This is a genomic window from Haloferax marinum (genome assembly GCF_009674625.1).
Classification (GTDB): Archaea; Halobacteriota; Halobacteria; order Halobacteriales; family Haloferacaceae; genus Haloferax; species Haloferax marinum.
Window position 1 is genome coordinate 1,320,109 of the sequence record NZ_WKJQ01000001.1, and the last position, 19,284, is coordinate 1,339,392.

A 19,284-nucleotide genomic window follows, 5' to 3' on the forward strand; every position below is an offset into this window, starting at 1 on the left:
AGCGTTTTATCCGCCCGCCCTCCCACGTGCGCACATGACTACTCAGGGAATCGTCGGACAGTTCCTCTCGTTGAAAGAGGAGACCGACGCCGACCTGCTCGCCATGCAGTGCGGAGACTTCTACGAGTTTTTCGGAGACGACGCCGAGACGGTCGGGCGCGAACTCGACCTCAAGGTGTCACAGAAGTCGTCGCACGGGTCGTCGTACCCGATGGCGGGCGTGCCGTTGAACGACCTGACGCCCTATCTCAAGGCGCTGGTCGAACACGGCTATCGGGTCGCCGTCGCCGACCAGTACGAGACGGAGTCGGGTGACTTCGGCCGACGCATCACGCGCGTCGTCACGCCCGGCACACTCCTCGAAACCTCGCGGGCAGACGCACAGTTCCTCGCCGCCGTCGTGAGCGGACCCGACGGCGTGGGCCTCGCGTTTGCCGACATCACCACCGGACAGTTCCTCGTTACTGAAGCCACCACTGTCGAGGACGCGGCCGCCGAACTCTACCGCTTCGCGCCGGTGGAAGTTCTCCCCGGACCAGACCTCCGCTCCGACGACGAGACGCTCTCGCGTCTCAGAGAAGCGACAGACGCCTCGTTCTCACTGTTCTCTGCCGAGGCGTTCGCACCGGGTCGCGCACGTCACGCCGTCCGCGAGCAGTTTGGCGAATCCACCGTCGAGAGCGTCGGCCTCGACTCCGAGTTAGCGACGCAAGCGGCGGGGGGTATCCTCGCGTACGTCGAGGAGACGGGCGCTGGCGTGCTTCGGTCGATGACGCGACTCCGCGTCTACCATCCGAGCGATATGCTCGAACTCGACGCCACCACACAGCGAAATCTCGAACTCACAGAGACGATGCACGGCGACCGGTCGGGGTCGCTGTTCGACACGATAGACCACACGATGACCTCGCCCGGCGGGCGTCTCCTCCGGGAGTGGTTGACCCGTCCCCGTCGTGACCAAGACGTCCTCTCACGCCGTCTGGACGCAGTGGAGTCACTGGCGTCCGCCGCGCTCGCCCGCGAACGCGTCCGTGAGGTACTCGACGGTGCGTACGACCTCGAACGACTCGCCTCTCGTACCGCGTCGGGAACTGCCGGCGCGTCGGACCTGCTTTCGGTCCGCGACACACTCGACATCCTCCCCGCCCTTACAGACGCCATCGAAGGAACGGAACTCGCCGATTCGCCGCTGGTCGACGTCGTGGCGCGACCCGACAGAGGCGCCGCGGCGGCGCTCCACACAGAACTCGCCGACGCACTCGCAGACGACCCGCCGAAGACGGTCACACAAGGCGGGTTGTTCCAGAAGGGCTACGACGACGACCTCGACGAACTCATCGACCGACACGACGACGTGAAGTCGTGGCTCGACACGCTCGCCCAGCGTGAAAAGCGCCAACACGGCCTCTCACACGTCACCGTCGACCGCAACAAGACCGACGGCTACTACATCCAGGTCGGCAAGTCCGTCGCCGACCAGGTCCCCGACCACTACCGACAGATAAAGACGCTCAAGAACTCCAAACGGTTCGTCACCGAGGAGTTAGAGGAGAAAGAACGCGACGTACTCCGACTCGAAGAAGCCCGCGGCGACCTCGAATACGACCTGTTTCAGGACCTCCGCGAACGCGTCGCCCAGCACGCCGAACTCCTCCAAGACGTCGGCCGTGCGATAGCAGAGGTGGACGCACTGGCGTCGCTTTCGACCCACGCCGCCGGAAACGGGTGGACACGCCCAAGCCTGACCGAAGCGGGACCGCTCCACATCGAGGCGGGTCGCCACCCCGTCGTGGAGACGACCACAGAGTTCGTCCCGAACGACCTGCACATGGACCGCGAGCGTGGCTTCCTCATCGTCACCGGGCCGAACATGTCGGGGAAATCTACCTACATGCGTCAGGCGGCGCTCATCACGCTCCTCGCACAGGTCGGGAGTTTCGTCCCCGCGCGCTCGGCCACCATCGGCGTCGTCGACGGCATCTACACCCGCGTCGGCGCACTGGACGAACTCGCACAGGGTCGGTCGACGTTCATGGTGGAGATGCAGGAACTCTCGAACATCCTCCACTCGGCGACAGACGAATCGCTCGTCATCCTCGACGAAGTCGGCCGCGGAACGGCCACCTACGACGGCATCTCCATCGCGTGGGCGGCCACCGAGTACCTCCACAACGAGGTTGGCGCGAAGACACTGTTCGCGACCCACTACCACGAACTCACGAGTCTCGCGGACCACCTCGACAGAGTAGCGAACGTCCACGTCGCGGCGGACGAACGCGACGGTGACGTGACGTTCCTTCGGACCGTCGTCGATGGGCCGACCGACCGGAGTTACGGGATTCACGTCGCCGACCTCGCCGGCGTCCCGCGACCCGTCGTGGACCGCGCCTCAGACGTGCTCGACAGACTCCGCGACGAGAAGGCAATCGAGGCCAAAGGCTCCGGGTCGTCCGAACCGGTTCAGGCCGTCTTCGACGTCGGGAGTGGCCAGATGAAGGTCGCGAGCGGCGGTGGAAGCGGGAATCCTGCGAATGGGTCGGCCCAAAAGGCCGCGGCCGACACGGAATCCAAACCCGACCCAAAACCAGCAATCGACCCCGAGATGGAGGCCGTCCTCGAAGAGCTCAAATCGACCGACGTGAACGCCACCTCGCCGATAGACCTGATGGCGAAGGTGCAAGCGTGGCAGTCGAAGTTGGACGGCAACCAGTCGGAAGGCGACCACTCGGAGGGTGGCCGATGACGTCCATCAAACAGCTCGACGCGAAGACTATCGACCGAATCGCCGCGGGCGAGGTGGTCGAGCGACCCGCGTCGGTCGTCAAGGAACTCTTCGAGAACAGCCTCGACGCCGACGCGACGCGCGTCTCAGTCGCCGTCGAATCTGGCGGGACCGACGGAATCCGCATCCGCGACGACGGCGTCGGGATGACCGACGAGGAACTCGAACTCTGCGTCCGCGAACACACGACGAGCAAGATTAGCGACATCGAGGACCTCGAAGCGGGTATCGGAACGCTCGGATTCCGCGGCGAGGCGCTCCACACCATCGGTGCCGTCTCGCGGATGACCATCCGGTCGAAACCCCGCGGCGGTGACGTCGGGACCGAACTCCGATACGAAGGCGGCGACGTCGAAGAGGTTCGCCCCGCTGGCTGTCCCGAAGGAACGGTGGTCGAAGTCGACGACCTGTTTTTCAACACGCCCGCCCGCCGGAAGTTCCTCAAGACGACGGCGACGGAGTTCGACCACGTCAACACCGTCGTCACCCACTACGCGCTGGCGAATCCGGATATCGCCGTCTCGCTCGAACACGACGACAGAGAGGTGTTCGCCACCGAAGGGCGCGGCGACCTCCAATCGACCGTCCTCTCGGTGTACGGGCGAGAAGTCGCCGAGTCGATGGTGCCTGTCGAGTACGACGCGCCCGGCATCACAGTCAGCGGCTTGGTGAGCCATCCCGAGACGACCCGAAGTACCCGCGACTATCTCTCGACGTTCGTCAACGACCGCTACGTCACCGACCGAACCCTCCGAGAGGCCGTCTTAGACGCCTACGGCGGGCAACTCGACGCCGACCGCTACCCGTTCGCGGTCCTCTTCGTCGACGTCGCACCCGACGCCGTGGACGTGAACGTCCACCCGCGCAAGATGGAAGTCCGGTGGGACGAAGAGTCGCAGGTCAAACGCGACGTGACCGACGCAGTCGAAGAAGCACTGTTGAACAGCGGCCTCGTCCGCTCGTCGGCCCCCCGTGGGCTATCGAAAGCCGACGAGACACCGGTGACGCCCGGCGGTGATGACGATGGTGAGAACGCAGACCCACACGACGTTCGGGACGTTGCTGACGACGCCGACGAGGAAGACGGATTCGACCGGCCGACGGCCAGAGACGTGCAATCGACTCGTGAGGGGCGACACGCCGCCGCCGACTCGACCGACTCTCGCTCGTCGCAGTCGCCATCGTCACAGTCGCCGTCGTCACAGTCGCCGTCGTCACAGTCGCCGTCGTCACAGTCACCGTCGTCCACACCCTCTTCGACGCCACCGACGCCGCCGCGCGAATACGACCTCGCGCCGGGGCCGGAGACGACAGAGCAGTCGTCACTGGAGACTGACAGTGATGCCTCTGGGTCTGCTGGAGAGGCCTCGTCGGGGTCCTCCGACTCGTCTGCCGCAGGCGACGGTCCCAACGGGTCGCCGCGTCGCATCGCCGCCCCGACGACACAGCGTGACCTCTCTGGCGACGAGGCGTCGCTGACCCCCGAGTTCGACTCGTTGCCGTCGATGCGAATCCTCGGCCAACTGCTCGACACCTACATCGTCGCCGAGACGAGCGAGGGACTGGTCCTCGTGGACCAACACGCCGCCGACGAGCGCGTGAACTACGAGCGACTGAAGGCAGAGGTCGAAGGCGACACGCCGACACAGGCGCTGGCGGAACCCGTCGAACTCGAACTGACGGCCCGTGAGGCCGCCCTGTTCGAAGAGTACCGCGAGGCGCTGGCACAGGTCGGATTCCACGCTGGACGGACGGGCGACCGAATCGTCTCCGTCCGAACCGTGCCCGCCGTCTTCGACGCCGCACTCGACCCCGGACTCGTCCGCGACGCGCTGACGGCGTTCGTCCGTGAGGAGGCCGATGGGGGCCAGCAGACCGTCGATGCCGTCGCCGACGACCTGTTGGCCGACCTCGCGTGCTATCCGTCGATTACCGGCAACACGTCGCTCCGCGAGGGGTCGGTTCTGGACCTCCTCGCTGCGCTCGACGACTGCGACAACCCCTACGCCTGCCCCCACGGCCGGCCGGTCGTCATCGAGGTCGACCGCGACGAGATAGAAGCGCGATTCGAACGCGACTATCCGGGTCACGGCGGGCGACGCACCGAAGACTGACCGCTCGGCGGCGCGCCGAGGATTAAAGTCGGGACGCCGAGAGGTTCGGACGATGAACCCACTCGTCTTTTTGGGAGTTCTCTTCGGGCCCCTCGTTCTCGTGGTCTCGTATCTCTTCACGGCCGCGACTGGGCCGGGAGTCCCACCGTGGGCGGACGTCGCGGGCGGTGCGATTCGACTCTACGGGACGGCCCTCGCGGCTATCGTCGCCCCGATTGCGCTCCATCTCGACCGACTCACCGTCGCTCGACAGTCCGACTGGGTGCCTTCTCCTATTTATTACCTCGTGGCCGTGCCCTTCCTGAGTATCCCCGTCTCGGTCGTCTATCTCGTCCGGCGGTTTACGTCGGTCTGAGGACCGAACTCAGCGCGGGACGAAGACAGAGAATCGAGAGCAGTCGCGCCATTCGACACCAACGCCGGAGGTTTATACCGCGACTGCGAACCCCCGTGCATGACAACTCTCGTGACCTTCGGTGAGACGATGCTTCGCCTATCGCCGCCGCGTGGCGAGCGACTCGAGACGGCCCGCGAATTCGAAGTCCAGGCGGGCGGTGCAGAGAGTAACGTCGCCGTCGCCGCGGCACGACTCGGCCACGACGCAGCGTGGTTCTCGAAACTCCCCGACTCGCCGCTCGGCCGCCGCGTCGTCGGCGAACTGCGAAGTCACGGCGTCGACACCGACGGCGTCGTCTGGGACGACGACCACCGGCAGGGACTCTACTATCTCGAACACGGTGTCTCCCCGCGCCCGACGAACGTCGTCTACGACCGAGCAGACGCCGCGGTGACGACGCTGGAGACGGACGAACTCGGCCTCGACGCGGTACGGGAGGCAGACAGCTGCTACACGAGCGGAATCACGCCCGCGCTCTCGGAGACGCTTCGAAACACGACAGCCGACGTGCTCGCCGCGGCACAGGAGGCCGGAACGACGACGGCGTTCGACCTGAACTACCGGTCGAAACTCTGGGAACCCGAGGCGGCGGCCGATGCCTACCGTGACCTGTTCGACTCCATCGACGTCCTGTTCGCGGCACAGCGAGACGCCGAGGCGGTTCTCGGGCGCGAGGGAGACGCCGAAACCATCGCCCGCGGACTCGCCGCCGACTTCGACTTCGAGACAGTCGTCGTCACCCGCGGTGCCGAGGGGTCGCTCGCACTCACCGACGGCGAAGTGTACGAACAGGGCGTCTACGAGGCCGAAACCCACGACGCCATCGGAACGGGTGACGCGTTCGTCGGCGGGTTCCTCGCGAAACGACTCGACGGCGGCGACGTCGCCGAATCGCTCCAGTGGGCCGCCGCGACGGCGTCGTTCAAGCGAACCATCGAGGGCGACGTGGCCGTCGTGACGCCCGACGACGTCGAACGCGTCGTCGCAGCGGAAGGCGACGGAATCTCGCGGTAGGTGTGACGGACGCCCTCGACGTCCGTCGTCGGGCGTACCGTCGAGAACCACACTTCAGTTGACGGTCTCTTTTTGGGGTTCGAGTGACCCTCCCGTGTGTTCGAGAGTCACGAGCCAGAGTTTCGGATGGTAGTGAATACCAATAACACGCAATTCCATTCCAGTTTTCTTTGAGAATTGTCTCTATTATTGTACGTTTAGACAACAATAATGAACATTCATCTCGTTCAAAAAGTCAGATTCAAATCCGAGACCACGATAACCCGGTTCGGAAATGGCATCACTCTCGTTCGAACCGCTGACGTACGACGACATCCCGGACGACGAGCGTCCGTCGTTCGCACAGGCGCTCGTTCCCGTCGTCGGGATGCTCGTCTTCCTGAGTGTCGGAGTCATCTGGCTCGGCCTCGACCCGCAGTTACCGCTCCTGTGGGGTGTCATCCTCACCGGCGCAGTGGGTCGGTACTGGCTCGGCCTCTCGTGGTCTCGACTCTCCGAGGGCATCCGTGACGGCATCAACATGGGTATGTCGGCACTGCTCATCCTCCTCGTCGTCTACATGCTCATCTCGACGTGGACCGCCGCAGGGACGATTCCCGCGCTCATCTACTACGGACTCGACCTGCTGTCGCCGGCGGTGTTCCTCCCGGCGGCGACGCTGCTCTCGGCCGTCGTGACGTTCGCCATCGGGTCGTCGTGGACCACCGCGGCGACGCTCGGCGTCGCCTTCATCGGCATCGGGTCGGGTCTCGGCATGCCGAACGCCATGACTGCGGGTGCAGTCCTGACGGGCGCGTACACCGGCGACAAGATTTCGCCGTTCTCGGACACGACGAACCTCGCAGCAGCAGTCACGAACACCGACCTGATGACACACGTGCGGACGATGCGCGTCGGCACGAGCATCGCACTCGCCATCTCGCTCGTCGCCTACACCGCGCTCGGACTCACGGCGTCGGGGAACATCCCGGCAGGTCGCGTCGTCGAGATTCAGACGGCAATCACCAGCACCTACAGCGTGAACCCGCTGGTGTTCGCGCCGCTTCTCGTCACCTTCGTCCTCGCACTCCGTGGCTACCCGGCACTGCCCTCTATCGTCGCGGGCGTCGTCGCCGGCACGCTCACCCAACTGTTCGTCCAGGGGCCAGTCGCCATCGACACCTTCGTCGGCGCGTGGAACGTCGCCTTCGCGGGCACGTCTCCCGAGACGGGCGTGAAGACGGTCGATTCGCTCCTCGCGTCGGGCGGGTTGCTCGGGTCGTCGTGGACGATGACGGTCATCCTCGCGTCGCTGTCGCTCGGGGGCATCCTCGAACGAACTGGCTGTATCGCCGTCATCGCCCACGAGATGCGTCGTGTCCTCACCTCGGTGTCGTCGCTCACGATTGGGACGGCAACCTCGTCGCTGGCGATGAACGCCATCGCCGCCGACCAGTACATGAGTATCGTCGTGCCGGGGATGAGTTTCCGCGGCCTCTACGACGAGTTCGAACTCGACAGCAGAAACCTCTCTCGCGCCGTCGAATCCGCCGGGACGACGACGAGCGCGCTCATCCCGTGGGGGACCGGTGGCGCGTACATGGCCGACGTACTGGGTGTGCCGACGCTCCAGTACGCCCCGTACTACTTCCTCGGATTCCTCTCACCGCTCGTCCTCGTCGTGATGGGACTGACCGGGTGGCGCATCACGAAACAGGAGTCTGATACTCAGGCCGGTCTGCGCGGTGCGTTCGCGTCGTTGGCCGACGACGACGACTGACGCAGCGAACTCTCCGTTCGCGGTAGCCGAGTAATCGACCGGCAGGTGTATTTTGGTCCATCCAGTAGCCGACGATATGGAGGTCACGACGGCCGGGAGATTCCGCGTCTACCGCAGTCCACGAGACCGAGACGAGTTGCTCTTGCTCGAACGACCCGACGAGGCCGTCGACTGGACCGACCCGAACGCCGTCGCGAACGCCGACGACGCCTTCTCACCGACGTACGTCTCGCAGACGGGATACGACGGCGACCTCTCGGAACGCGTCTCGGAACTCGAACCGGGGAACGAAATCGAGGCGACGCTGACGTGGGACGACGGCACTCCGCGATTCGCGTCGGTGTCGGTCGTCGACCGGACGCGATTTCGGTTCGTCGGGGCCGCGACGGGACTGTTCGAGGCCGCCCGCGACACGTGGCGGTCCGTCCCTGACGGCGACGCCATCGGCTCTCGCGTCACCTACGGAACCGACGGCGACCCGAACGCCGTCCTCTACGTCTTCGCAAAACAACCTGGTGCGCGCGACCTGTTCGAGGAGTTCACAGACGGTGTCGTGCCGCTCGACCCGCTGTTAGGGCGACTCGCAGTCGAGACCCGCAGTGCAGATGCGACGGGCGAGGTCACCGTCCCCGACGCGCCCCGTGAGGTGTTCGTGATTCGGCCACTCGACGAGGAGTTCGTCCTCGTCGCTATCGCGTTCGACAGAGACGGGTTGTTCGCGGAGACGATGCGCGAGACGTACTGTTGAGTCACTGCGGCGCTGCTCTCATCTCACTCGGAGTCTGCCTCTGCTTCGTTCGTCACCCGAGAACCACACTCTGAACACCGGTAGACTGCACGCCAGCCACCTCCGGTGACGTATCGTCGTCGAAAAGAGTGTCTCGCCCCGCACTCGGGGCAGACCGACGGAAGGTCGTCGGGTTCGGCCATGCCTCCACTTGTGTCGGAGGTGACCTAAGTGTCCTCCCGGCCGGCAGACCGCCGCACGCTTGCTCGACTGCTCAGTTCCACTCGGGTTCGACGCGTGCAGTCGGTTCTTCGCCCTCGAAGACCCGTTTGACGTCAGAGGCAGTCTGTTCGTTCACCTCGGCTTTCGCCTCGACCGAGCACCACGCGGCGTGTGGCGAGAGGACGGCGTTCTCTAACTCGCGGAGTGGCGAGTCGGCCGGGAGCGGTTCTTCTTCGAACACGTCGAGTCCGGCGGCGGCGATGTCGCCCTCGCGGAGCGCCTCGGCGAGCGCGTCTTCGTCGATGACGACGCCGCGGCCCGTGTTCACGACGATGGCCTCGTCGTCGAGCGCGTCGAACGCGTCGGCGTCGACCATGCCGCGCGTCTCCGGGGTCGCCGGCGCGTTGACAGAGAGATAGTCCGACCGAGCGTAGAGTTCGTCGAGGGTGACGCGTTCGGCACCGAACTCGTCGAGGACCTCGTCGTCGACGTAGGGGTCGTAGACGACCATCTCGAGGCCGAATCCAGCACAGATTTCGGCGGTGCGCCTGGCGATTGCGCCGAACGAGAGGAAGCCGAGCGTCCGGCCCTTCATCCGATGGAGGTCACGACCGGGTGCCGCTGGCCACTCTCCCGCTCGGACCGCCCGGTCGTACGTAGGCGTCGCCCGGATACACGACAGGAGGAGGGCGACGCTGTGAGTCGCCACCTCGTCGGTGCAGTACGAAGGGACGTTCGTGACGACGACGTCGTGCTCTGCGGCCGCTTCGACGTCGATGTTGTCGAATCCGACGGCGGCACGAGCGACGACGGTGAGGTCGAGTTGGGAGAGCGCCTCGGCGGTGACCGGCGTGTTGATGTCGGTGACGACCGCGTCGGCGTCGGCGGCGCGGCAGGCCTCGACGAGTGCATCTTCTGACCCGAGTTTGGCGACGTGTAACTCGGCAACGTCCCCGAGGAGACGACGCTGGTGTTCGGGGTCCACCATATGAAAGTCGCTGAGCACGACGTTATAACTCATATTCGGGTAAACTATTCTGGCGGAGCTACTTGATTGTGTCCCGTATTCCCGGTAGACAACTACGCTGAACGATGATGAGAGACGCTCTGTCGGCTACTGAGGGCGAAATGTACCTGCCGGTGAATTACTCGGATACCGAGAACAGAGATTATCGCTCTTGTGACCACCGCTGGTAGAGGCTGGACCCACCGATGACGGCGAAGACGAGTGCGGCGAGAATCGAGGCACCCACAGAGGAGATGAGCGGGACGTCCACGGTGACAGCGACCATGAGCACGAGGCCGAGTGCCGAGAGCGTGGCGTAGTACTCACTCCACGAGAGTTCGCCCTCGGGAACGACTTCCATGTAGACGGTGACGTCGCCTGCTTCCGCCAGCGACACTTCTTTCGACTCTTCGTTGTACTCGACGATGTCCAGTTCGTCGAGTTTCGGGATGTGTGTCTGCTGGAGCGAGACGTACGCACTCTGTCGGATGTTCCGTGGTGGTGGTGACTCACCCGTCTCGGCCTCCGCGATACGTTCTGCGAGCTCTCGGAGCGTCATGTTCCCGTCCTGTAGGAACTCGATCGCCATCCGACGGCGGTCGTTACTCAGTACCTCGTGAATACGCGTCTCGGATAGTTCGGTGTCAGGTGATGTCGCCATACGAGGAGTCGATTGTTTCGTGACTGGTCGCTTCTCCTATATCAACAGTTCGCCTCGGTTATCTCTGGTGAAAACGGCCATCGATGCCGAATCCGACCAGACCGACCGGTAGACGCGACGTATCCCTCATTTTGACTGAACTCACGAGAGAGACAGGTGCGCCACCGACGAGAGTGTGCTGCAACACTGCGGCGCAGAAACCGGCGAGGATGCCAATGTTTATTAATTTTGCATGCAGGATTTAATATATGACCGTCGTCAGCGTCTCCATGCCGGAGGAACTGCTGGAGCGTATCGACTCGTTCGCCGAAGAACACGGATACACCGGGCGGAGCGAAGTCGTGAGAGAGGCGTCGCGGAATCTTCTCGGAGAGTTCGAAGACAAGCGACTCGAAGACCGGGAGTTGATGGCCGTCGTCACCGTCATCTTCGACTACGAGACGACGAGCGTCGAAGAGCGGATGATGGGCCTTCGCCACGAGTACGAAGGACTCGTCAAGTCGAACTTCCACAACCACGTCGGGAACCACTACTGCATGGAACTGTTCGTCCTCGAAGGGAAACTGACCGACATCTCGACGTTCGTCGGGAAGATTCGGGCGACGCGCGACACGCTCAGTGTCGATTACTCGGTGATGCCCATCGACGAGTTCACGGGAATCCCCGAAGAGTGAGATGAGCGACGCGGTCCCCATCGTCGTCTACACCAGAGAGCAGTGCCACCTCTGTGAGGAGGCAGAAGCCACCATCCGCGAGGTTGCCGAGGCCGAGGAGATTCCAGTCGAGGTGGACCTCGTCGACGTCGATACGGACAGAGAGTTACTCGAAGAGTACGGCGACAGAGTCCCCTACGTGTACGTAGACGGTCGGCCCGCGTTCAAGTTCGAAGTCGACGCCGACCGACTGCGTGAGAAGTTACACGCGGCGTCGGCCTGAGCGTCGAACGTTCACCGCCCGCGCTTCTTGAGAGTCACCCAGAGCACGCCGTCGTTGTACGATGCCGAGACGTGTCGCTGGTCTACCGGACCCGGTAGGCGGACGATTCGTTCACGTTGCCCGCGACTCCGTTCGCGCTGGAGGAGTGTTCCTTCGACACCACCGCCAGTGCCGGTCGCGATTCGGAGTCGGTTCTTGTGGACCGTCACGTCGATGTCCTGTTTCTTCACGCCCGGCAACTCGGCCGTGACGACGAACTCTTTCGGACGCGCTTCGATATCGACGGGGAACGAACGGTCCTCTGAGCGAGCAGTAAACCGGTCTTGAATTCGGTCGACGACGTTTTGGTCGGTACTCACTGAACAATCACCCACCGACGGTACGACGTATTTCGGTATCAACCTGTGTACAGGCGAAAAGAATGGTCACGGCGACGAGAACGTCACCTGAGGGCGTTCCCACAGGGAGCGTCGTCCACCGCCACTGCTCACCGGCGACGTGGTGGTGCGGTCAACCACCAGCCGAACACTTTCGACCAGTACTCGTCGGGGTCTGATGGCGGTTTCTTCGTCTCGTCGTGGGTCTTCCCTTCGAGTAACTGTCGCTCGACGATGTTCCGCGCGAGGTGGAGCGCGTGTGACGCGCCGTACCCCTCGCCCGTCCCGACGAAGTGACCCTTGTCGGTGAACAGACGGATGCGCGCCATGATGAGCGGCGTCCCACGGAGTTTCTCGTCGTGTTCGTGCAGGTAGACGTTCGCTTCGAGTATCGTGAGCCCGCCGTACTTGTCTGCGAACCCTTCGACCAGCTCGACGACTTCCTCACGAGAGATGTCGTCCAGCAGGTTGACGTTGGTAATCTGAACCGGCAGTCTCGACTCGCCGGTCCACGTCAGTGATTCGAGGACGTCGGTCTTCGTGACGATTCCTGCCGGTTGGTCTTCTTCGATGACGATGAGCGACGAGACGCCGTCGTCTAACATCCGTTCGACGGCGTCGTCGAGTCCTTCGTTCGGGAGAATCGTCGCGACGGGTTCGCTCATCACGTCGACGACGGGCAAGTCGAGCATCCGTTCGAGTTCGCCGGTTCGGTCACCCATCCCACCGGGCGAACGGAAACCGGGTCCAGCATCGCCGCTCGCGACGTCGAATCCGCCTGATGACCCGCCAGACGGTTTGTTCACGGCCCGTGTCGTGAAATCGAGGATGTCGTAGAGACTGACCACACCGACGACGTTGTCGTCTTCTTCGACCGGAAGATGTGTGATGCCGTTCTTGCGGAACGTGTTGAGTGCGTCACCGAACGTCGCGTCTCGGCCGACGGTGACGAGCGAGTCGGAGTAGACGTCTTCCACAGTGAGGACGCCGAGGAACTCCGCGACTTCCTCCAGGACGCGGTCTGTCGAGATGACGCCGTACAGGTCGTCTCCCTCGAAGACAGGGAGCACCTCACTCCGACTCGAGAGGATGAGGCGAGCGACGCGCCGAACGTCCTCGTCGCGTTCGACTTTCGCTGGATGCCAGAGGACGCTTCGCGCCTTCGCATCCGGGTCGCGGTGGGTGACGTTCATCTGTCGTAACGTGACCATACCGAGATACTCGTCGTCCTCGACTACCACGATGGCCTTCGTGCCCGTCTCGTGAAACACTCCTTGTAGTTTGGAGACGCGTGTATCGGGACCAACTGTCGGAAAATCTCTCTCGACGAGATTCGAGATGTCCATACCCAAACTACGCCTGACGAGGAGTTGAATGTTGTCAGTAGAGTAATTGGAATGTTCTATCGCACCAACTTATGCAACATGTTGGCATAGTTACGGACGGTGGTGGTCCGATGGTCGAACTCAGCAACATCGAAGAGAACGTGTACGAAATCGAACGAACCGGTGCGATGCGGGTCCCAGCGCGCGTCTACGGGTCTGAGCAACTCATCGAGGAGATGCTCGAAGAGGGTGACCTCACGCTCACACAAGTTCGAAACGTAGCCACGCTCCCTGGTATCCAACGGTTCGCGCTCGTCTTACCCGATGGTCATCAGGGGTACGGATTTCCCATCGGTGGCGTCGCTGCAGTGGACGTAGACGACGGCGTCATCAGTCCGGGTGGAATCGGATTCGACATCAACTGTGGCGTCCGGTTGCTTCGGACCGGGCTTTCGTACAAGGATATCGCCGGTCAGGGGTCGATTCTCGCGGATAGACTCTACCAGACCATCCCGACAGGACTGGGCAAAGGCGGCTATCTCCGCACGGACATCTCCGACGTTCGCGGCATCCTCGAATACGGGATGGAGTGGATGCTGGACAACGGCCACGCCAGGGAAGCCGATTTGGACCACTGCGAAGAGAACGGCCGACTGCCGGGGGACCCAAACGCAGTTCCGACCGAGGCGCTCAAACGCGGCGTCAATCAGGTCGGCTCGCTCGGGTCGGGAAACCACTTCCTCGAAGTCCAGCGCGTCACCGACGTGTACGACCCAGAGACGGCGGCGGCGTTCGGTATCGACACCGACGACATCGTCGTCATGATTCACTCCGGGTCACGAGGACTGGGCCACCAGACCTGTTCACACTTCATCCGGACGTTCGAGCGGGAGTACTCGGAGCTCGTGGCGTCACTTCCAGACAAGCAACTCGTCTACGCACCGCTCGGTGACCGCCTCGCAGACGAGTACTGGGACGCCATGAACGCCGCCGCCAACTTCGCCTGGGCGAACCGACAGGCGATGACGCAAGCGGTCCGCGAAGTGTTCGACGCGCTCTTCGAAGCCACCGACGTCGAAGTCGTCTACGACGTGTGTCACAACGTCGCCAAAGAGGAACGCCACACCGTGGGTGGACGGGAGAAATCGCTGCTCGTCCACCGGAAGGGTGCGACACGCGCGTTCCCCCCTGGCCACCCCGACGTTCCAGAAGCGTACCGAGACGTCGGTCAACCCGTCTTCATTCCGGGGAGTATGGGGTCACACTCGTACGTGCTGGCCGGTGGCGAACGCTCACTGGAACTCAGTTTCGGGTCGACGGCCCACGGTGCAGGGCGCCTCAAGTCGCGGACGCAAGCGAAGTCGGAGTACACCGCTGGCGAACTCCAGAAGGCGCTTCGAGCGCGTGGAATCTACGTCAGAGCACGCTCCGGCGGAACGCTGACCGAAGAGGCCCCCGGCGCGTACAAAGACATCGACGAAGTCGTCCGCGTCAGCGACGCCCTCGGAATCGGCACGAAAGTGGCCCGAACGGCCCCGGTTGCGAACATCAAAGGGTGAGAGTGGGCTGACCGACGAGGCGAGCGAGAACGCCCCGTGAAGCAGTTCAGCGTGTCTGTTCGGCCCCGCTTTTGGGCGTAATCATATCACCTCGGCGCACTACTATACGACTATGGAAGCCGACAGACAACGCCTCCAACAGGCCCGAGAGCAACTCGACGGGTGGACCTACACGGCGCGCGACCAGGCGTATCGTGAACTGTTCGACGGCGACAGCGCTGTCGTCACGAGCGAGGAGCGTCAACTTCTCGACCGCGTCGACGAAGCGCTCGCCAGCGACGGCGACGACGGTCTCTGGGGCGTCGACGACTACGCCATCGTCATGGGACATCCGAAGAATCACCCGCTGTCGGTCGTCTGTACGCGTCACCCCCAGATTCCCGTCGAGTGGTCACGCGGTGAGGAGAGTCTGTCCGAACCGGAGCGAGAACAGTTCAACGACCTCTTGTGGGACTACTGCGAGCGCGTCCGACGATACATCCAAGACGAAGTAAACGAGTTCGTCGGCGTCGCGAGCGTCCCCGAAGAGTAACCCCACGCAGAACGATGCGCGTCATTCACCCCCCAGAACGACGCCCCTGTTACCAGTGCGGTGACCGGTCGACCGTCGTCGTCGCTCGCGGCCACGAGATGTGGTATAGCTGTTGGGACTGTTCTGCCGATTTGTTGGAACACGGCGGTGTCATCGTCGCTGGCGACCTCAGTGGTCGACGGAGACGGAGACAGTCGTAGTCGCCCGAGACACAGTGACGAGTCTGTGCCGTGTCTGTCGTGCGTTCTGAACGGGCTCGCTTCCGGTGAAAATATCCCACCGAGGGCACCCCCTCTCCGTTTGCGTTGCCCCCATTTCTGAGGTCATCGATTCAAGGCCAATGAGTTCCTAGGGAAAGACAATGGTAGATACCGATCCATTCGGTGCAATCCGAGAACTCGAACACGGAGAGACCACGTACAAGATGGCGGACCTGACCGTCCTCGAAGAACAGGGCCTCTGCGAACTCGACAAACTCCCGGTGAGTATCCGAATCCTCCTCGAATCCGTTCTGCGAAACGTCGACGGTGACATCATCACCGAAGACGACGTCCGGAACGCGGCGTCGTGGGAACCCGACGTCCCGAACGTCGAAGTCCCGTTCACCCCGTCTCGCGTCGTGTTACAGGACCTGACTGGCGTGCCGGCCGTCGTGGACCTCGCCGCACTTCGGTCTGCGGCCGACCGAGCAGGAAAAGACCCCAGAGTCGTCGAACCCGAGGTGCCGTGTGACCTCGTCATCGACCACAGCGTGCAGGTCGACTACTTCGGAACCGGCGACGCCTACGAGAAGAACGTCGAACTCGAGTACGAGCGCAACGCAGAACGCTACAAAGCGCTCAAGTGGGCACAGAACGCCTTCGACAACTTCAGCGTCGTGCCGCCGGGGACGGGTATCGTCCACCAGGTGAACCTCGAACACCTCGGACAGGTCGTCCACGACCGAGAGTGGCGCGACGACCAGTGGCTCTTGCCCGACACTCTCGTCGGAACCGACAGTCACACGCCGATGATTGGCGGTATCGGCGTCGTCGGCTGGGGTGTGGGTGGAATCGAGGCCGAAGCGGCGATGCTCGGCCAGCCGATTACGATGAAACTCCCCGAAGTCGTCGGTGTCAAACTCGACGGCGACCTGCCCGAGGGTGCGACGGCGACCGATCTCGTCCTCCACGTCACCGAGCAACTCCGCGAAGTCGGCGTCGTCGACCGGTTCGTCGAGTTCTTCGGCCCCGGCGTCCAGAACCTCTCGGTGCCAGACCGTGCCACCATCTCCAACATGGCACCCGAACAGGGGTCGACCATCAGCATGTTCCCGGTGGACGAGGCGACCCTCGACTACCTCGAACTCACTGGTCGCGACCCCGAACACATCGAAGTCGTCCGCGAATACCTCGAATCACAGGGGCTGTTCGGCGAGCAACACCCCGAGTACACCGAGACGGTCGATGTGGACCTCTCTGCCGTCGAACCGAGTCTCGCCGGCCCCAAGCGCCCACAGGACCGCGTCGCGATGGGCGACATGAAGACGCACTTCCGTGGCCTCGTCCACGGTGAGTTCGAAGACCAACTCGACGACTACGACGAGTACGAACTCCAACAGTGGTTAGGCGAAGGAGGTGGCGGGTCCGAACTCGCCGGCGACGGCGGAGCAGTCGCCGAGACGGCCGACGAGTCCGACCTCCACCCGCTGACCAAGCGCGTCACCGTCGAGATGGACGACGGGACCGAAGCCGAAATCGGCCACGGAAGCGTCGTCGTCAGCGCCATCACGAGTTGTACGAACACGTCGAATCCGTCGGTGATGCTCGCGGCGGGACTCCTCGCCCGCAACGCAGTCGAGAAAGGCCTCGACGTGCCGGACTACGTCAAGACGAGTCTCGCACCCGGTAGTCAGGTCGTCACGGAGTATCTGAAGAAGGCCGAACTGCTCCCGTACCTCGAAGACCTCGGGTACAGCGTGGTCGGATACGGCTGTACGACCTGTATCGGCAACGCCGGGCCACTCCCCGAAGCCATCGAGAACGCCATCGACGAACACGACCTGTGGACGACGAGCGTCCTCAGTGGGAACCGGAACTTCGAGGCTCGTATCCACCCGAAGATTCGCGCCAACTATCTCGCGAGTCCGCCACTCGTCGTGGCCTACGGCCTCGCCGGACGGATGGATATCGACCTGGAGAACGAACCGCTCGGAACCGACGACGACGGCGAGCCAGTCTACCTCGCAGACATCTGGCCGGACACTAGCGAAGTCCAACAGACCATCCACGACAGCGTCGAACCCGAGATGTTCCGCGAGAAGTACGCCGAAGTGTTCGAAGGCGACGAGCGCTGGGACGCACTCGAAGCCCCGACCGGCGACGTCTACGAGTGGGACGACGACTCCACCTACATCCGCGAACCGCCGTTCTTCAAGGACTTCCCACTCGACGAACCCGGCGTCTCTGACATCGACGACGCTCGGTGTCTGCTGACGCTCGGCGACACCGTGACGACCGACCACATCAGTCCCGCCGGCCCGTTCGGTTCGAGCCTCCCCGCAGGCCAGTGGCTCGTGGACCACGGCGTCGACCCCGTGGACTTCAACACCTACGGCTCTCGCCGGGGCAACCACGAGGTGATGATGCGCGGGACGTTCGCCAACGTCCGCATCGAGAACCAGATGCTCGACGACGTGGAAGGTGGCTACACCATCCACCACCCGACCGGCGAAGAGACGACTGTCTTCGAAGCGAGTGGTCGCTACCGCGACGAAGGAACCCCGCTCGTCGTCCTCTCGGGTGTCGAGTTCGGGACTGGGTCCAGTCGTGACTGGGCGGCCAAAGGAACGGACCTCCTCGGCGTCCGCGCGACCATCGCAGAGAGTTACGAGCGCATCTACCGCGACAACCTCGTCGGCATGGGCGTCCTGCCCCTGCAGTTCGAAGACGGAGACTCGTGGGAGTCGCTGGGCCTCGATGGCTCCGAGTACTTCGACATTCAGGGCCTCGACGACGGCCTCGAAGTGAACGACGAACTCACCGTCGTCGCGACGAAAGACGACGGCACGGAAGTCGAGTTCGACGTGACCGCGCAGGTCGGCACGCCCGCCGCGGTGAAGTACGTCGAAAACGGTGGTATCCTCCACTACGTCCTGCGCCGGCTGCTGACCCAAGACTGACCAGGACTGTCGGCGGGTCTCTCTGACTCGTTCGATTGAAGTCCGGTCTTTTTTCGGTCGTTCACGTCGTGTGCCGCGCAGTTCATGCGCGGTGGTGACATAGTACATGTTGCTATGTCAACGATAACACCCACTGTTCGTCCGACTCGGTCCGTTCTCGTTCGACGGGGACTCACCGCCGTCGCTCTCTCCCTCGCCGCGAATGCGCTCGTCTTGGCGCTCGTCCTGGCGAGTGGGGCAGTCCAACCGTTCGCCCCACTCTCGTACCCATCGGTGTTGTTCCTCTCGGGAGCAGGTGCAGTTGGGGCGACGCTCGTCTACGGCTATCTCACGACGCGCGTCGAGAACCCCGACCGAACCTTCCTTCGCGTCGCACTCGCAGTGTTAGTCGTCTCGTTCCTGCCGGACATTGGCCTGCTGTTCGGCGACCCGCAGGCGACGATTCCGGGCGTCCTCGTGTTGATGGCGATGCACGTCGTCGTCGCAGGCGTCTGTGTCGGGACGTTGACGAAGATTGGGCGAGAACCCGACGCGGTCTGAACACTCCCTCTTGCCGGCCTCGTTTTGGTGCGAGTCGCTGAAGTCGAAAGATTCGCTCTTTCGTCGGTGGGGCCGTCTGAAACTAGGGGAGTGCATACGCCGTGCAAAGATCAGTGATTGGACCCGATAAATGACAGCTCGAATAACTTCCTTCAAGTGATAATTGTATCTCT

General features: G+C 63.3%; 16 protein-coding genes. 12 read left to right on the forward strand and 4 right to left on the reverse strand.

Annotated features, from left to right (window positions below):
- The first annotated feature begins 34 nt into the window (after positions 1–34).
- The 6 genes from mutS (at position 35) to GJR99_RS06730 (ending at position 8,814) form a co-directional block, all read left to right on the forward strand.
- A complete protein-coding gene (mutS, locus tag GJR99_RS06705) occupies positions 35–2,743 on the forward strand; it encodes a DNA mismatch repair protein MutS (protein WP_151110503.1) in 2,709 nt (902 codons plus the stop codon).
- Complete coding sequence (gene mutL, locus GJR99_RS06710; protein WP_151110505.1) at positions 2,740–4,896, forward strand: DNA mismatch repair endonuclease MutL; 2,157 nt, start codon at positions 2,740–2,742, stop codon at positions 4,894–4,896. The genes mutS and mutL overlap by 4 nt, the downstream gene beginning before the upstream one ends.
- A gap of 52 nt (positions 4,897–4,948) precedes the next feature.
- A complete protein-coding gene (locus GJR99_RS06715; protein ID WP_151110507.1) occupies positions 4,949–5,251 on the forward strand; it encodes a hypothetical protein in 303 nt (100 codons plus the stop codon).
- Positions 5,252–5,350: 99 nt separating this feature from the next.
- The gene (gene kdgK1 / locus GJR99_RS06720) at positions 5,351–6,307 is read left to right on the forward strand and encodes a bifunctional 2-dehydro-3-deoxygluconokinase/2-dehydro-3-deoxygalactonokinase (RefSeq protein WP_151110508.1); all 957 of its coding nucleotides are present in this window, start codon (positions 5,351–5,353) and stop codon (positions 6,305–6,307) included.
- A 274-nt stretch (positions 6,308–6,581) separates the two neighbouring features.
- On the forward strand, positions 6,582–8,066 hold the full coding sequence (gene arcD / locus GJR99_RS06725; protein WP_151110510.1) for an arginine/ornithine antiporter ArcD: 1,485 nt from the start codon (positions 6,582–6,584) through the stop codon (positions 8,064–8,066).
- 76 nt (positions 8,067–8,142) lie between these two features.
- On the forward strand, positions 8,143–8,814 hold the full coding sequence (locus tag GJR99_RS06730) for a DUF6663 family protein (protein WP_151110512.1): 672 nt from the start codon (positions 8,143–8,145) through the stop codon (positions 8,812–8,814).
- Between the two features lie 253 nt (positions 8,815–9,067).
- On the opposite strand, the gene GJR99_RS06735 is transcribed toward GJR99_RS06730, so the two are convergent.
- Together GJR99_RS06735 and GJR99_RS06740 are read right to left on the reverse strand one after the other, a co-directional pair.
- On the reverse strand, positions 9,068–10,036 hold the full coding sequence (locus GJR99_RS06735; RefSeq protein WP_191967084.1) for a C-terminal binding protein: 969 nt from the start codon (positions 10,034–10,036) through the stop codon (positions 9,068–9,070).
- A 148-nt stretch (positions 10,037–10,184) separates the two neighbouring features.
- The gene (locus tag GJR99_RS06740; protein WP_151110516.1) at positions 10,185–10,682 is read right to left on the reverse strand and encodes a DUF7344 domain-containing protein; all 498 of its coding nucleotides are present in this window, start codon (positions 10,680–10,682) and stop codon (positions 10,185–10,187) included.
- A 248-nt stretch (positions 10,683–10,930) separates the two neighbouring features.
- Between GJR99_RS06740 and GJR99_RS06745 the strand changes: the two genes are divergently transcribed.
- Positions 10,931–11,356 (forward strand): CopG family ribbon-helix-helix protein, encoded by a 426-nt coding sequence (locus tag GJR99_RS06745; protein ID WP_151110518.1) that lies wholly within the window; start codon positions 10,931–10,933, stop codon positions 11,354–11,356.
- 1 nt (position 11,357) lies between these two features.
- Entirely contained in the window at positions 11,358–11,618 is a 261-nt protein-coding gene (locus tag GJR99_RS06750) for a glutaredoxin family protein (protein ID WP_151110520.1), read from the forward strand.
- A gap of 11 nt (positions 11,619–11,629) precedes the next feature.
- On the opposite strand, the gene GJR99_RS06755 is transcribed toward GJR99_RS06750, so the two are convergent.
- Together GJR99_RS06755 and GJR99_RS06760 are read right to left on the reverse strand one after the other, a co-directional pair.
- The gene (locus tag GJR99_RS06755; protein ID WP_191967085.1) at positions 11,630–11,977 is read right to left on the reverse strand and encodes an Hsp20/alpha crystallin family protein; all 348 of its coding nucleotides are present in this window, start codon (positions 11,975–11,977) and stop codon (positions 11,630–11,632) included.
- 128 nt (positions 11,978–12,105) lie between these two features.
- Positions 12,106–13,341, reverse strand: a complete 1,236-nt coding sequence (locus GJR99_RS06760) for a CBS domain-containing protein (protein WP_151110524.1) — start codon at positions 13,339–13,341, stop codon at positions 12,106–12,108.
- A gap of 110 nt (positions 13,342–13,451) precedes the next feature.
- Here GJR99_RS06760 and GJR99_RS06765 point away from each other — a divergent pair, with 110 nt between their 5' ends.
- From GJR99_RS06765 to GJR99_RS06780, 4 genes are all read left to right on the forward strand, one after another.
- Positions 13,452–14,879 (forward strand): RtcB family protein, encoded by a 1,428-nt coding sequence (locus GJR99_RS06765; protein WP_151110526.1) that lies wholly within the window; start codon positions 13,452–13,454, stop codon positions 14,877–14,879.
- 112 nt (positions 14,880–14,991) lie between these two features.
- Positions 14,992–15,411 (forward strand): DUF7539 family protein, encoded by a 420-nt coding sequence (locus GJR99_RS06770; RefSeq protein WP_151110528.1) that lies wholly within the window; start codon positions 14,992–14,994, stop codon positions 15,409–15,411.
- A 361-nt stretch (positions 15,412–15,772) separates the two neighbouring features.
- The gene (locus GJR99_RS06775; protein ID WP_151110532.1) at positions 15,773–18,571 is read left to right on the forward strand and encodes an aconitate hydratase; all 2,799 of its coding nucleotides are present in this window, start codon (positions 15,773–15,775) and stop codon (positions 18,569–18,571) included.
- Positions 18,572–18,685: 114 nt separating this feature from the next.
- Positions 18,686–19,111: a DUF6069 family protein gene (locus GJR99_RS06780; protein WP_151110534.1), complete on the forward strand. Its 426-nt coding sequence runs from the start codon at positions 18,686–18,688 to the stop codon at positions 19,109–19,111.
- Positions 19,112–19,284: the final 173 nt, after the last annotated feature.

Coding starts and splice junctions, on each gene's coding strand:
- arcD (WP_151110510.1), top strand. CDS start 6,582: ATGGCATCACTCTCGTTCGAACCGCTGACGTACGACGACATCCCGGAC.
- GJR99_RS06735 (WP_191967084.1), bottom strand. CDS start 10,036: ATGAGTTATAACGTCGTGCTCAGCGACTTTCATATGGTGGACCCCGAA.
- GJR99_RS06775 (WP_151110532.1), top strand. CDS start 15,773: ATGGTAGATACCGATCCATTCGGTGCAATCCGAGAACTCGAACACGGA.
- mutS (WP_151110503.1), top strand. CDS start 35: ATGACTACTCAGGGAATCGTCGGACAGTTCCTCTCGTTGAAAGAGGAG.
- GJR99_RS06750 (WP_151110520.1), top strand. CDS start 11,358: ATGAGCGACGCGGTCCCCATCGTCGTCTACACCAGAGAGCAGTGCCAC.
- GJR99_RS06760 (WP_151110524.1), bottom strand. CDS start 13,341: ATGGACATCTCGAATCTCGTCGAGAGAGATTTTCCGACAGTTGGTCCC.
- GJR99_RS06765 (WP_151110526.1), top strand. CDS start 13,452: ATGGTCGAACTCAGCAACATCGAAGAGAACGTGTACGAAATCGAACGA.
- GJR99_RS06740 (WP_151110516.1), bottom strand. CDS start 10,682: ATGGCGACATCACCTGACACCGAACTATCCGAGACGCGTATTCACGAG.
- kdgK1 (WP_151110508.1), top strand. CDS start 5,351: ATGACAACTCTCGTGACCTTCGGTGAGACGATGCTTCGCCTATCGCCG.
- mutL (WP_151110505.1), top strand. CDS start 2,740: ATGACGTCCATCAAACAGCTCGACGCGAAGACTATCGACCGAATCGCC.
- GJR99_RS06770 (WP_151110528.1), top strand. CDS start 14,992: ATGGAAGCCGACAGACAACGCCTCCAACAGGCCCGAGAGCAACTCGAC.
- GJR99_RS06745 (WP_151110518.1), top strand. CDS start 10,931: ATGACCGTCGTCAGCGTCTCCATGCCGGAGGAACTGCTGGAGCGTATC.
- GJR99_RS06780 (WP_151110534.1), top strand. CDS start 18,686: ATGTCAACGATAACACCCACTGTTCGTCCGACTCGGTCCGTTCTCGTT.
- GJR99_RS06715 (WP_151110507.1), top strand. CDS start 4,949: ATGAACCCACTCGTCTTTTTGGGAGTTCTCTTCGGGCCCCTCGTTCTC.
- GJR99_RS06730 (WP_151110512.1), top strand. CDS start 8,143: ATGGAGGTCACGACGGCCGGGAGATTCCGCGTCTACCGCAGTCCACGA.